Source organism: Streptomyces sp. NPDC046866 (assembly GCF_040704625.1).
GTDB lineage: Bacteria > Actinomycetota > Actinomycetes > Streptomycetales > Streptomycetaceae > Streptomyces.
Genome location: NZ_JBEYXN010000014.1, coordinates 130,502 through 142,992 on the forward strand (window position 1 = coordinate 130,502; position 12,491 = coordinate 142,992).

The following is a 12,491-nucleotide window of genomic DNA, read 5'->3' on the forward strand; positions in this document are numbered from 1 at the left end:
GGCGGCCGACGGCGCGGCAGCGGCCGAGACCCCGGTCTGCACGGTGCGTGACCTGGTCAAGACCTATCCCGCCGTGCGCGGCCGGCGCGGCGCCCCCGCCCTGCCCGAGACCCGCGCCAGCGACGGGATCTGCCTCGACGTCCTGCGCGGCGAGGTCTTCGGCCTCCTCGGCCCCAACGGAGCCGGCAAGTCCACCCTGGTCCGGCAGCTGACCGGGCTGCTGCGGCCCGACTCCGGCTCCGTCACCCTGCTCGGCCACGACCTCGTGCGCCACCCCGAGCGGGCCTCCCGGCTCCTGGCCTACCTCGGACAGGAATCCACCGCACTCGACGAGCTCACCGTGGCCCTCGCCGCCGAGACCACCGGGCGGCTGCGCGGACTCGACGCCCGGGCCGCCCGCGCCGCGCGCGACGCCGTCCTGGACGAACTCGGCCTGGCCCCCCTCGCCGGCCGGCCCCTGAAGAAGCTCTCCGGCGGCCAGCGGCGCCTCGCCTGCTTCGCCGCCGCGCTCGTCGGCGAACGGGCGGTGCTGGTGCTCGACGAGCCCACCACCGGCATGGACCCGGTGGCCCGGCGGGCCGTGTGGGACGCCGTGGACCGGCGCCGCGCCGAACACGGCACCACCGTGCTGCTCGTCACCCACAACGTGATCGAGGCCGAGACCGTCCTCGACCGGGTCGCCGTCATCGACCAGGGCAGGGTCATCGCCTGCGACACCCCGGCCGGACTGAAGGCCGAGGTCTCCGGCGAGGTCCGCCTCGAACTGGTCTGGCGCAGCGCGCCCCCGCTCGATGTCCCCGAGGTCGCGGCGCTGGCCGCCGCGGCCGCCGCCTCCGGCCGGCGCTGGGTGCTGCGGCTCGACCCCGACGCGGCGCGGGCCGCCGTGGGCGCCGTCACCGGCGGGCCCGCGTTCGCCGCCCTCGACGACTTCACGCTGGCGACCCCGAGCCTGGAGGACGTCTACCTCGCGCTGGGCGGGCGCACCGCGAAGGGACTGGTGAAGGCGTGACCGCCGGGCTGCCGACCACGGCCCCCGGCGTGCTGGCCCCGCGGGCCCGGCTGCTGCCGGCGCTGGCCGCCGTGTACCGGGCGCAGCTGTCCCGGGCCCGGGTGGCGCGGATCCCGCTGCTCTTCGTGGCCACCTTCCAGTCCGTCGGGATCATGGTCCTGATGCGGGGCGTGGTCGACGGGGGCTCGGAGGCGCGGGCGGTGGTCGCCGGCTCCTCGGTGCTGGTGGTCGCCTTCGTCGCGCTGAACCTGCTCGCCCAGTACTTCGGGCAGCTGCGGGCGAGCGGCGGACTCGACCACTACGCCACGCTGCCCGTGCCGCCCGCCTCGGTGGTGCTCGGCGCGGCCGCCGCGTACGCCTCCTTCACCCTGCCGGGCACGCTGGTCACGGCGGTGTTCGGGTGCCTGCTCTTCGGGCTGCCGATGGGCGGACTGTGGATCCTGGGCGCGGTGGTGCCGCTGGCCGGGGCCGCCCTGGCCGGGCTGGGCGCGGCGCTCGGGCTGCTCGCGCCCCGGCAGGAGCTCGCCACCCTCGCCGGGCAGCTGGGCATGTCCGCCGCGCTGCTGCTGGGCGTGCTGCCGCCCGAGCGGATGCCGGACGCGATCGTGTGGGCGCGGGACCTGCTCCCCTCCACGTACGGGGTGGAGGCCTTCGCGCGGACCTTCGCCCCGCACCCCGACTGGGCGGCCGTCTGCCTGGACCTCGGGGTGTGCGGGGCGGTCGGCGTCCTCTCGCTGGCCGTCGCGACGTGGGCGTACCGGCGGGCAGCGGTCCGCTGACACCTGGCACGATGTGGGAGTGACCGAAGCCGTGACCACGCCGAACCCGTTCGAACCCCCGCCGCAGCAGCCGGCGTCCGCCGGTGCGCCCGACGGCGCCGGCGGGCGCATCACCGCCGGGGACGTCCGCGACGGGGCCGCGATCACCCTCGTCGTGGGGGTGGCCGGGGTGCTCCTCGGGCTGCTGTGGGTGTGGCTCGCGCCGCGGGCGCAGTACGTGTCCAACGGCGAGGCCGTGTTCCTGCGCAACACCGAGAGCGAGGCCCGGATCGGGGCCGACGCGGTGTTCCTGCTGCTGTCGGTGGGACTGGGGCTGCTGAGCGGGGCGCTGGTCTTCCTGTGGCGGCGCCGCGGCGGCGTCCCGCAGGTGGTCGGCCTCGGGGCCGGCTCCTGCCTGGCCGCGCTGCTGGGCTGGCGGACGGGCCTGTGGCTGGGGCCGACGCAGGACGTGGCCGCGGCCGCGCTGAAAGCCGGCAAGGGGGTCCCGTTCGACGCCCCCCTCCAGCTCCTCGCCCACGGGGTCCTGCTGGGCTGGCCCATGGCGGCCCTGGCCCTCCACCTGGCCCTGACGGCCCTGTGGGCCCCGCATGACCCGGCCCCCGCGGCGCCGGACGGGCCGTACCCGCCGCCCCACGTCCACGGGGGCGGCCCGGTGCCGCCGGCCGCCCCGGAGCCGCCGCAGCCCTGACGGCCGCCGCGGCTTGCCGCTGCGCGGAGCCGTTTCCCCACCCCGCCCCTTCCCGAAACCGGGCTCCGCTCGGACCCGGTTCCGGGCGCTTCGCGCCCGGTGCGCTCAAACGCCGCGCGGGCTGGATTTTCCAGCCCGCCGGCGTTTGAGGCGCTGGGGGAGGGTCCGGGGGCGGAGCCCCGCCGCGCGGCGGAGCCGCATATCCGGCACAGCGGGAAGGGGCGGGGAGGGGACGGCTCCGCGCAGCGGTGGTCGCTACGGGCGGGCGATGGGGGCCAGGGTGGCCGACGTGAGGGCGGCCAGGGCACCGGGGGCCAGCTCGACCTCCAGACCCCGGCGGCCGGCCGAGACGCAGATCGTGGCGTGGGCCGAGGCGGACTCGTCCAGAACCGTGCGCAGGCGCTTCCGCTGCCCGAGCGGGGAGATCCCCCCGACCACGTACCCCGTCGTCCGCTCGGCGAGGGCGGGGTCCGCCATGACGGCCCGCTTCGCCCCCACCGCCGCCGCGAGCGCCTTCAGGTCCAGGCTCCCGGAGACCGGTACGACGGCCACCGTCAGCACGCCGTCCACGTCCGTGACGAGCGTCTTGAAGACCTGGTCCGGGCTCACGCCCATCGCCTCCGCCGCCTCCTGGCCGTAGGAGGGGTGCGCCGGGTCGTGGTCGTACGCGTGCGTGGCGAACTCCACCCCCGCCGCCGACAGCGCGGCCACCGCGGGCGTCGCCCCCGCCCCGCTCCTGTTCTTGCCGGCCTTGGCCGCCTTGGCCATCGTTGCGCCCCCTCGTCTCAGTTCGGGCTCGTCGGCGCCCGCGTCAGATCCACCGCCGGCAGCGACGGCAGGTGCCGGATCACCGCCGCCTCCGACCGGAGCAGCTTCAGCTCCTCCGCCAGCCGGGTCGCCGTGTCCGGGGCCTGGAGCAGCCGCTGTTTGGCCGGGACGTCCAGGACGGCCGCGGCCGCCACCAGGTACGACACCACCGACGGCTCGTCCGGCAGGTCCGCGCCCGTGGTCAGGGACCGCTCCCGGGCCCCCGCCAGCCGCTTCTGGTAGTTGCGGAAGGCCCGCAGCACTCCTTCGGCCAGCGCGCCCGCGCCGTCCCCGGCGTCCTCCGGGATCTCCTCCAGCTCGGCCACCAGGAACGGGCCCGAGGCGTCCACCGACAGCAGCCGCACCCGGGTCGTGCCGGTGGCGAGGACCTCGAAGCTGCCGTCCTCCCGTTCCCGGATCGTCGCGGCGTCGGCGATGCAGCCGACGCGGTGGAAGGCCTGGATCGGGTCGGAGCCGAAGCCGGCGGCCGGGCCCCGCTCGGGCCGTGCCGTCTGGTCGGGCAGTCCGGGGGCGGTGGGGGCGACCTCCCGGCCGTCGCGGATCGCGACGACCGCGAAGCGGCGCGGTTCGTCCTCGCCCGTCTTCAGCAGCTCCCGCATCATGGCGCGATAACGCTCCTCGAAGACGTTCAGCGGAAGCACGAGTCCGGGGAACAGCACCGTGTTCAGGGGGAAGAGGGGCAGGCGAACGGTGGTCACGACGCACAGGGTAGTGGCCGCAGGGCGGGCCCTGTCACCTCGGTTCTTGCCCGTCACCCGCCCCGTCGGCCCCCGTCACGGCCCCGCCACGCCCCCGTCGCGGCCCCGCGCGCCCGTCAGCCCCGCCTCAGCAGCCGCGTCGCCCCCGCCGCCACCGTCGTCGCCAGGATCCAGCCCAGCAGGACCAGGACGGCCGCCCCCCACTGCCAGTAGCCCGCCATCCTCCACTGGCCCTCCTGGCCGAGGTCGATGACCGGCAGCAGCAGGTCCAGGGCGTACAGGGCGGGGTTCCACTCCGGGTGCTCGTCCGCCTTGATGGCCTGCGCGTCGTGCTGCGCGAACAGCAGCGCCCCCGCCGCCCACAGCACCGCCATCCACAGCGCGGCGCGGCCCGGCCGGTACCCGTACGCCACCGTCCAGTCCTGCAGGTACCCCCACGCCTTCGCCGCGGGCGGGAGCGTCGCCCGCCGGCGGCGCTGCTTGGCCAGCAGCACCTCGCGGGCGTCCGCGTCCTCCCCGCTGGTCCGCAGCACCGCCGCCAGCCGCTCGTACGGCTCCGGCGAGTACTCCGGGGTCGCCGCCGCCAGCCAGGCCAGCCGCCGCGCCAGCGGGAAGTGGCCGCGGGGGGCGAGGTTCTCGTACACGAAGCCCTCGATGGCCACCCCGCCCTGCCCCGGCCAGCTGGTGGAGGTGTCGACCAGCTTGACCACCTTGGCCCCGGACAGCACCACCCGCCCCGGCTCGGGCCGCTCGCCGACGAACCGCAGCTCCGGGGTCTGGATCCGGCGCAGCGACACCTCCTGCTCCTCGCCGAGGGTGAACCGGGCCCCGTAGAAGTCGACGGCGTCGCCGAAGCGGCCGTCGTCCAGGCGCAGCCCGCCCCGGCAGTCGAAGGGCCGGGCACGCTGCCCGCGCGTCGGGGTCTGGCCGAGCCCGTAGGGGGGAGTGGAGGAGCCGGAGTCGCCGAGCACGTAGTCCAGGGCGATCGAGGTCAGGTACAGGGTGCGCTCGACGGTCAGCTGCGGGGCGTTCAGCGCCCGCCGCCCGCCCGGGTTCTGCAGCCGGGCCCCGCGCAGGTTCATCGACACGCCGACCTTCGCGCCGCGCAGGCTCACCTCCCCGTACGCCTCCAGCAGCTCGCCCTGGAAGTCCTGGGCGACCGACAGGCCGTCCGCGGCGATGGCCCGCCCGCGGCTGTCGCGCCGCACCACGGCCTGGCTGATCAGCAGGTCGGTGCCGATCTGCGCGTCGGTGAGCCGGATCCCGCGGGCGACCCGGCAGCGCGGCAGGTGCAGGTCGCCCTCGGTGTGCAGCCGGGAGGCGTCCAGCCGGGGGATCGCGCAATTGATCAGGCGCAGCGTGACGAACCGGGTCTCCGACAGCTGGACCTCGCTGTCGAAGCGGCAGGACTGGAGTTCGACGTACGGCACCACGGTGCCGCCGGACAGGTCCAGGCGGCCGGTGATCCGCACGCCGCGCAGCTTCAGCGCGGCCACCCGGCCCGGCACCGGCGGCGGCCCGTGGAGCAGCAGCAGGGCCACGGTCTGAGCCCGGACGCTGCGTCCCTCGGACCACACCCGGTCGTTGTGCGGATCGTCGTGGTCGGCCGCGCGGGCGCTGAGGTCGCACACGCTGCCGGTGCGGAAGGCCTCCCACATGCGCCGCTCGGCGGCGGTGAGGTCCGCCGGCTCCCCGTCCCCCTGCGACGCCCCCGACGCCCCCGTCATGGCGGCCCCCTCCGCTGAGATGTGTGTACGAAACACCGGGAACGCTAGACGCAGCCGGTGACGTGCGGGGCGTGTATCAGCCAGTGATACGGGCGGACGGCCCCGCCGGGTGGTCTGAGAGAATTGGGAGGTGATCTCTCGTATCGACCTGCGCGGCAACGCCCTCCCCGAGGGCGGCGCCCTGCGCGACCTGCTGCCCCGTGCCGAGTTCGACGTGGAAGCCGCCCTGGAGAAGGTGCGGCCCATCTGCGAGGACGTCCATCATCGTGGCACGGCGGCGCTGATCGAGTACGCGCAGAAGTTCGACGGGGTCACCCTGGAGAAGGTGCGGGTGCCCGCCGAGGCCCTGGCCAAGGCCCTCGACGAGCTCGACCCCGCCGTCCGCGCCGCCCTGGAGGAGTCGATCCGGCGCGCCCGGACCGTGCACCGCAGCCAGCGCCGCAGCGAGCACACCACCCAGGTGGTGCCCGGCGGCACCGTGACCGAGAAGTGGGTTCCGGTCGAGCGCGTGGGCCTGTACGCGCCGGGCGGCCGCTCGGTGTACCCGTCCTCCGTCGTGATGAACGTCGTGCCGGCCCAGGAGGCGGGCGTGGAGTCCATCGCGCTGGCCTCCCCGCCGCAGGCGGAGTTCGGCGGCCTGCCGCACCCGACGATCCTCGCGGCCTGCGCGCTGCTCGGCGTGGACGAGGTGTACGCGGCCGGCGGCGCCGTGGCCGTCGCGATGTTCGCGTACGGCACCGACGAGTGCCTGCCGGTCAACATGGTCACCGGCCCCGGCAACATCTGGGTCGCCGCGGCCAAGCGCTACTTCACCGGGAGGATCGGCATCGACACCGAGGCCGGCCCGACCGAGATCGCCGTCCTCGCGGACTCCACCGCCGACCCGGTGCACGTCGCCGCCGACCTGATCAGCCAGGCCGAGCACGACCCGCTGGCCGCCGCGGTCCTCGTCACCGACTCCGAGGAGCTCGCGGCCGCCGTCGAGAAGGAGCTGGAGCCACAGGTCGCCGCCACCAAGCACGTCGAGGACCGGATCAGGCCCGCCCTCGCCGGCAAGCAGTCCGCGATCGTGCTGGTCGACAGCCTGGAGGACGGCCTGAAGGTCGTCGACGCGTACGGCGCCGAGCACCTGGAGATCCAGACCGCCGACGCCGCCGCCCGGGCCGCCCGCGTCCGCAACGCCGGCGCGATCTTCGTCGGCCCGTGGGCCCCGGTCTCGCTCGGCGACTACTGCGCCGGGTCGAACCACGTCCTGCCCACCGGCGGCTGCGCCTGCCACTCCTCCGGCCTGTCCGTGCAGTCCTTCCTGCGCGGGATCCACATCGTCGACTACACGCGCGACGCCCTCGCCGAGGTCACCCACCACGTGGTGACGCTGGCCGAGGCGGAGGACCTGCCGGCGCACGGCGCGGCCCTGAAGGCGCGCTTCGGATGGAAGGTCCCGGTCACGTGAGCACCATCGGCATGGACGACCTCCCCATCCGGGACGAGCTGCGCGGCAAGTCCCCGTACGGCGCCCCGCAGCTGGACGTGCCCGTCCAGCTGAACACCAACGAGAACCCCTACGAGCTCCCCGAGGAGCTGGTGCGGCGCATCGCCGAGCGCGTCGCCGACGCCGCCCGCACCCTCAACCGCTACCCGGACCGGGACGCGGTCGAGCTGCGGACCGCGCTCGCCGCCTACCTCACCCGTACCGGCAAGCACCCGGTCGCCCTGGAGAACGTCTGGGCCGCCAACGGCTCCAACGAGGTCATCCAGCAGCTGCTGCAGACCTTCGGCGGGCCCGGCCGCACCGCGATCGGCTTCGAGCCCTCGTACTCGATGCACGCCCTGATCGCCCGCGGCACCGGCACCGGCTGGATCTCCGGCCCGCGCCGCGAGGACTTCAGCCTGGACGTGGCGGCGGCCGAGCAGGCCATCGCCGAGAACGCACCCGACGTCGTCTTCATCACCTCGCCCAACAACCCCACGGGCACCGCGGTGGAGGCGGAGACGGTCCTCGCGCTCTACGAGGCCGCGCAGGCGGCCAAGCCCTCACTCGTCGTCGTGGACGAGGCGTACGTCGAGTTCAGCCACCGCGACTCCCTGCTGCCCCTCATCGAGGGCCGCCCGAACCTGGTGATCTCCCGGACCATGTCCAAGGCCTTCGGCGCCGCCGGACTGCGCCTGGGCTACCTCGCCGCGCACCCGGCCGTGGTCGACGCCGTCCAGCTGGTGCGCCTGCCGTACCACCTGTCGGCCGTCACCCAGGCCACCGCGCTGGCGGCCCTGGAGCACACCGACACCCTGCTCGGCTACGTCGAGCAGCTCAAGGCCGAGCGGGACCGCCTCGTCGGCGAACTGCGGGCGATCGGGTACGAGGTCACCGCGTCGGACGCGAACTTCATCCAGTTCGGCAGGTTCGACGACTCCCACACCGCGTGGCAGAAGATCCTCGACCAGGGTGTCCTGGTCCGTGACAACGGCGTGCCGGGCTGGCTGCGGGTCACCGCGGGCACCCCGGCCGAGAACGACGCGTTCCTGGAAGCGGTTCGCGCACTGAAGAAGGAGCAGCACGCATGAGCCGCATCGGACGGGTCGAACGGACCACGAAGGAGACCTCCGTCGTCGTCGAGATAAACCTCGACGGGACCGGGCAGGTCGACGTCTCCACCGGCGTCGGCTTCTACGACCACATGCTCGACCAGCTCGGCCGCCACGGCCTGTTCGACCTCACGGTCAAGACCGACGGCGACCTGCACATCGACAGCCACCACACCATCGAGGACACCGCCCTCGCGCTCGGCGCCGCCTTCAAGCAGGCCCTCGGCGACAAGGTCGGCATCTACCGCTTCGGCAACTGCACCGTCCCGCTGGACGAGTCCCTCGCCCAGGTGACCGTCGACCTGTCGGGCCGCCCCTACCTCGTGCACACCGAGCCCGAGAACATGGCGCCCATGATCGGCGCGTACGACACGACGATGACCCGGCACATCCTGGAGTCCTTCGTCGCGCAGGCCCAGATCGCCCTGCACGTCCACGTCCCGTACGGCCGCAACGCCCACCACATCGTGGAGTGCCAGTTCAAGGCGCTGGCCCGGGCGCTGCGCTACGCGTCCGAGTTCGACCCGCGCGCCGCCGCGGCCGGCATCCTCCCCTCCACGAAGGGCGCCCTCTAGCCGTGACCGGCCTCAGCACCGTCCTGATCGTCGTCGGCCTGTTCCTGGCCGGCGGCGTCTGGTCGTTCCAGAAGCAGCAGATGCCCAAGTCGGTCGTCGTCCTGCTCGCCATCGGCTCCGCGATGTGCCTGGCCGCCGGAGTCCTGCGGATCGAAGGAATCTGGGAATGAGCGCATCCCGACCCACCAAATCGGTCGTCGTCCTCGACTACGGCTTCGGAAACGTCCGCTCCGCCGAGCGCGCCCTCGCCCGCGTCGGCGCCGACGTGGAGATCACCCGCGACTACGACAAGGCCATGGACGCCGACGGGCTCCTCGTCCCCGGCGTCGGCGCCTTCTCCGCCTGCATGCAGGGGCTGAAGTCCGTCCGCGGCGACTGGATCATCGGCCGCCGCCTCTCCGGCGGCCGCCCCGTGATGGGCATCTGCGTCGGCATGCAGATCCTCTTCGAGCGCGGCATCGAGCACGGCGTGGAGACCGAAGGCCTCGACGAGTGGCCCGGCACCGTCGGCCCCCTCAAGGCCCCCGTCGTCCCCCACATGGGCTGGAACACCGTGGAGGCCCCCGCCGACAGCAAGGCCTTCGCCGGCCTGGACGACGACGCCCGGTTCTACTTCGTGCACTCCTACGCGGCGCACGACTGGACCCTGGAGGTCACCAACCCCAGGATCGCCGGCCCCAAGGTCACCTGGGCCACGCACGGCCGGCGCTTCGTCGCCGCGGTGGAGAACGGGGCCCTGTGGGCCACCCAGTTCCACCCCGAGAAGTCCGGCGACGCCGGCGCCCAGCTCCTCACCAACTGGATCGAGACCCTGTGATGACCGAGCCCGCAGCGAAGCTGGAACTCCTCCCCGCGGTCGACGTCCGCGACGGCCAGGCGGTACGCCTCGTCCACGGTGTCTCCGGCAGCGAGACCTCCTACGGCTCCCCGCTCCAGGCGGCCCTCGCCTGGCAGTCCGCAGGCGCCGAATGGCTGCACCTGGTGGACCTCGACGCCGCCTTCGGCACCGGCGACAACCGCGCCCTGGTCGCCGAGATCACCGGCGCCATGGACATCAAGGTCGAGCTGTCCGGCGGCATCCGCGACGACGCCACGCTCGCCGCGGCCCTGGCCACCGGCTGCACCCGCGTCAACCTCGGCACCGCCGCCCTGGAGACCCCCGAGTGGGCCGCCAAGGCCATCGCCGAGCACGGCGACAGGATCGCCATCGGGCTCGACGTGCGCGGCACCACCCTCAAGGGCCGCGGCTGGACCAGCGACGGCGGCGACCTGTACGAGACCCTCGCCCGCCTGGACTCCGAGGGCTGCGCCCGCTACGTCGTCACCGACATCGGCAAGGACGGCACGCTGACCGGCCCCAACCTGGAGCTGCTGCGGAACGTCTGCGCCGCCACCGACCGGCCGGTCGTCGCCTCGGGCGGCGTCTCCTCGCTGGACGACCTGCGGGCGCTGGCCGCACTGGTGCCGCTGGGCGTCGAGGGGGCGATCGTCGGCAAGGCCCTGTACGCCGAGGCCTTCACCCTGGAGGAAGCCCTGCGGGTGGTGGCGGACGCATGAGCGGGACCGACGGCATCCGCCGCATCTCCTCCGGCGGCCCGTGGGAGGAGGCCGTGGGCTACTCCCGCGCCGTCGAGCTGCCGAACGGGCTCGTCCTCGTCTCCGGCTGCACCTCGGTGGTCGACGGCAAGATCGTGGCCGGCGGCCCGTACCAGCAGACCCTGAACGCCTTCCGCGTCGCGATCGACGCCCTGGGCCAGGCGGGCCTGGGCGCGGAGCACATCGTGCGCACCCGCATGTACATCACCCACGCGCGGGACGTGGAGGAGGTCGGCCGGGCCCACAAGGAGCTCTTCGACTCCGTCCGCCCCGCCACCTCCATGATCATCGTGTCCGGCTTCATCGACCCCAGCCTGGTCGTCGAGGTCGAGGTCGAAGCCTTCCGAGGGGAGTCCTGATGTCACTCGCCGTACGGGTGATCCCCTGCCTGGACGTGGACAACGGCCGCGTCGTCAAGGGCGTCAACTTCCGGAACCTGCGCGACGCGGGAGACCCCGTCGAGATGGCCAAGCTCTACGACGCCGAGGGCGCCGACGAGCTGACCTTCCTCGACATCACCGCCTCCTCCGGGAACCGCGAGACCACGTACGACGTGGTGCGGCGCACCGCCGAGCAGGTCTTCATCCCGCTGACCGTGGGCGGCGGCGTCCGCACCGCGGACGACGTGGACAAGCTGCTGCGGGCGGGCGCGGACAAGGTCGGCGTCAACACCGCCGCCATCGCCCGGCCCGACCTGATCCGGGAGATCGCCGAGCGCTTCGGCCGCCAGGTGCTCGTCCTGTCGGTCGACGCCCGCCGCACCGACACCGGCTCCTTCGAGGTCACCACGCACGGCGGCCGCCGGGGCACCGGGATCGACGCCGTCGAGTGGGCCCACCGGGCCGCCGAACTCGGCGCCGGGGAGATCCTGTTGAACTCGATGGACGCCGACGGCACCAAGGACGGGTACGACACCGAGATGATCGCGGCGGTGCGCAAGCACGTCACCGTGCCGGTGATCGCCTCGGGCGGGGCGGGGGAGCTGGCCCACTTCCCGCCGGCCATCGACGCCGGGGCCGATGCGGTGCTCGCCGCCTCGGTGTTCCACTTCGGCGACCTGCGCATCGCCGAGGTCAAGTCCACCCTCCGCGCAGCCGGCCACCCGGTCCGCTAGCCGCCGCTGTTCCGCTGCGCGGGACCGCCCCCTCCCCGCCCCGAAACCGGGGGCTCCGCCCCCGGACCCCGCGCCTCAAACGCCGGCGGGGCTGGAAAATCCAGCCCGCGCGGCGTTTGAGCGCAAACGGGTCCGGGCGGAGCCCGGTTTCGGGAAGGGGCGGGGAGGGGAACCGCTCCGCGCAGCGGCAACCGGCACGGGCGCGGCCGTGCGGCTAGATGCCCAGCTGGGCCGTGGTGAGGCGGGCGACGGCCTCCTTCTCGCCGTCCAGGGAGACCTCGGCGGCGGACTGGCGGCCGAAGCAGAAGAGCGTCAGCTCACCCGGCTCCCCGGTCACCGTGACCACCGGCGTCCCCTTGTGGGCCACGGCCGTCTGACCGTTCGGGCGCCGCAGGACCAGCCCCACCGGCGAGCGGCGGCCCGTCAGCCGGGCCAGCTTCTCCAGCCGCGCCCACAGCGCGTCCGAGAACACCGGATCCAGCCCCCGCGGCGCCCAGTCCGGCTGGGCCCGGCGCACGTCCTCCGCGTGCACGTAGAACTCCACCGCGTTCGCGGCCTCGTCGATCTGCTTCAGCGCGTACACCGACAGCTTCGGCGGCCCGGTGCGGATCAGCTGGATCAGCTCCTCGTACGGCTTCGCCGTGTACTCGGCCATCGCCCGGTCCAGCCGCTCCTTCAGCACGCCCAGCAGCAGGCCGCCCGCCGCGTCCGGCCGCCGCTCGCGGACCACCACGTGGGCCGCCAGGTCCCGGGTCAGCCAGCCTTCGCACAGGGTCGGCGCCGTCGGCCCGGCCGCCTCCAACAGGTCCGCCAGCAGCAGCCGTTCACGCTTCGCATGGGTAGACATGCGCGCAAGCCTACGGCCGGAACACGCCGCGCGCCCGCTCATCAGGC

Annotated in this window: 15 protein-coding genes; 11 read left to right on the forward strand and 4 right to left on the reverse strand. The window is 74.3% G+C overall.

The window, feature by feature from the left end:
* Positions 1 to 43: 43 nt before the first annotated feature.
* Genes AB0953_RS21235 through AB0953_RS21245 form a run of 3 tightly spaced genes read left to right on the forward strand, consistent with a single transcriptional unit; the run spans position 44 to position 2,476 of the window.
* Positions 44 to 1,009 carry an ABC transporter ATP-binding protein gene (locus tag AB0953_RS21235; protein ID WP_366861120.1) on the forward strand — a complete coding sequence of 322 codons (966 nt, stop codon included), beginning with the start codon at positions 44 to 46 and terminating at the stop codon, positions 1,007 to 1,009.
* Positions 1,006 to 1,788, forward strand: a complete 783-nt coding sequence (locus AB0953_RS21240; protein WP_366861057.1) for an ABC transporter permease — start codon at positions 1,006 to 1,008, stop codon at positions 1,786 to 1,788. Before AB0953_RS21235 ends, AB0953_RS21240 begins: the two co-directional genes overlap by 4 nt.
* 19 nt (positions 1,789 to 1,807) lie before the next feature.
* Positions 1,808 to 2,476: a hypothetical protein gene (locus tag AB0953_RS21245; RefSeq protein ID WP_366861058.1), complete on the forward strand. Its 669-nt coding sequence runs from the start codon at positions 1,808 to 1,810 to the stop codon at positions 2,474 to 2,476.
* 255 nt (positions 2,477 to 2,731) lie between these two features.
* Here AB0953_RS21245 and ybaK read toward each other — a convergent pair whose 3' ends face one another.
* The 3 genes from ybaK to AB0953_RS21260 all read right to left on the reverse strand — a co-directional run bounded on the left by ybaK (position 2,732) and on the right by AB0953_RS21260 (position 5,729).
* Positions 2,732 to 3,244: a Cys-tRNA(Pro) deacylase gene (gene ybaK / locus AB0953_RS21250; protein ID WP_366861059.1), complete on the reverse strand. Its 513-nt coding sequence runs from the start codon at positions 3,242 to 3,244 to the stop codon at positions 2,732 to 2,734.
* A 17-nt stretch (positions 3,245 to 3,261) separates the two neighbouring features.
* Positions 3,262 to 4,002 carry an LON peptidase substrate-binding domain-containing protein gene (locus tag AB0953_RS21255; RefSeq protein WP_366861060.1) on the reverse strand — a complete coding sequence of 247 codons (741 nt, stop codon included), beginning with the start codon at positions 4,000 to 4,002 and terminating at the stop codon, positions 3,262 to 3,264.
* A 116-nt stretch (positions 4,003 to 4,118) separates the two neighbouring features.
* Positions 4,119 to 5,729 carry an oxidoreductase gene (locus tag AB0953_RS21260; RefSeq protein ID WP_366861061.1) on the reverse strand — a complete coding sequence of 537 codons (1,611 nt, stop codon included), beginning with the start codon at positions 5,727 to 5,729 and terminating at the stop codon, positions 4,119 to 4,121.
* A 130-nt stretch (positions 5,730 to 5,859) separates the two neighbouring features.
* On the opposite strand from AB0953_RS21260, the gene hisD reads away from it, so the two are divergent.
* Genes hisD through hisF form a run of 8 tightly spaced genes read left to right on the forward strand, consistent with a single transcriptional unit; the run spans position 5,860 to position 11,597 of the window.
* Entirely contained in the window at positions 5,860 to 7,182 is a 1,323-nt protein-coding gene (gene hisD, locus AB0953_RS21265) for a histidinol dehydrogenase (protein WP_366861062.1), read from the forward strand.
* On the forward strand, positions 7,161 to 8,291 hold the full coding sequence (locus AB0953_RS21270; RefSeq protein ID WP_366861063.1) for a histidinol-phosphate transaminase: 1,131 nt from the start codon (positions 7,161 to 7,163) through the stop codon (positions 8,289 to 8,291). Before hisD ends, AB0953_RS21270 begins: the two co-directional genes overlap by 22 nt.
* A complete protein-coding gene (gene hisB, locus AB0953_RS21275) occupies positions 8,288 to 8,887 on the forward strand; it encodes an imidazoleglycerol-phosphate dehydratase HisB (RefSeq protein WP_361918724.1) in 600 nt (199 codons plus the stop codon). Before AB0953_RS21270 ends, hisB begins: the two co-directional genes overlap by 4 nt.
* A 2-nt stretch (positions 8,888 to 8,889) precedes the next feature.
* Positions 8,890 to 9,057, forward strand: coding sequence for a hypothetical protein (locus AB0953_RS21280; RefSeq protein ID WP_366861064.1), 168 nt, complete (start codon positions 8,890 to 8,892; stop codon positions 9,055 to 9,057).
* Positions 9,054 to 9,704 carry an imidazole glycerol phosphate synthase subunit HisH gene (gene hisH / locus AB0953_RS21285; RefSeq protein ID WP_366861065.1) on the forward strand — a complete coding sequence of 217 codons (651 nt, stop codon included), beginning with the start codon at positions 9,054 to 9,056 and terminating at the stop codon, positions 9,702 to 9,704. The genes AB0953_RS21280 and hisH overlap by 4 nt, the downstream gene beginning before the upstream one ends.
* A complete protein-coding gene (priA, locus tag AB0953_RS21290) occupies positions 9,704 to 10,444 on the forward strand; it encodes a bifunctional 1-(5-phosphoribosyl)-5-((5-phosphoribosylamino)methylideneamino)imidazole-4-carboxamide isomerase/phosphoribosylanthranilate isomerase PriA (protein WP_366861066.1) in 741 nt (246 codons plus the stop codon). Before hisH ends, priA begins: the two co-directional genes overlap by 1 nt.
* Positions 10,441 to 10,842, forward strand: coding sequence for a RidA family protein (locus AB0953_RS21295; RefSeq protein WP_366861067.1), 402 nt, complete (start codon positions 10,441 to 10,443; stop codon positions 10,840 to 10,842). The genes priA and AB0953_RS21295 overlap by 4 nt, the downstream gene beginning before the upstream one ends.
* The gene (gene hisF / locus AB0953_RS21300; RefSeq protein ID WP_366861068.1) at positions 10,842 to 11,597 is read left to right on the forward strand and encodes an imidazole glycerol phosphate synthase subunit HisF; all 756 of its coding nucleotides are present in this window, start codon (positions 10,842 to 10,844) and stop codon (positions 11,595 to 11,597) included. Before AB0953_RS21295 ends, hisF begins: the two co-directional genes overlap by 1 nt.
* A gap of 214 nt (positions 11,598 to 11,811) precedes the next feature.
* Here the strand turns inward: hisF and AB0953_RS21305 are convergent, their stop codons facing one another.
* Entirely contained in the window at positions 11,812 to 12,444 is a 633-nt protein-coding gene (locus AB0953_RS21305) for a TIGR03085 family metal-binding protein (RefSeq protein ID WP_366861069.1), read from the reverse strand.
* Positions 12,445 to 12,491 lie beyond the last annotated feature (47 nt).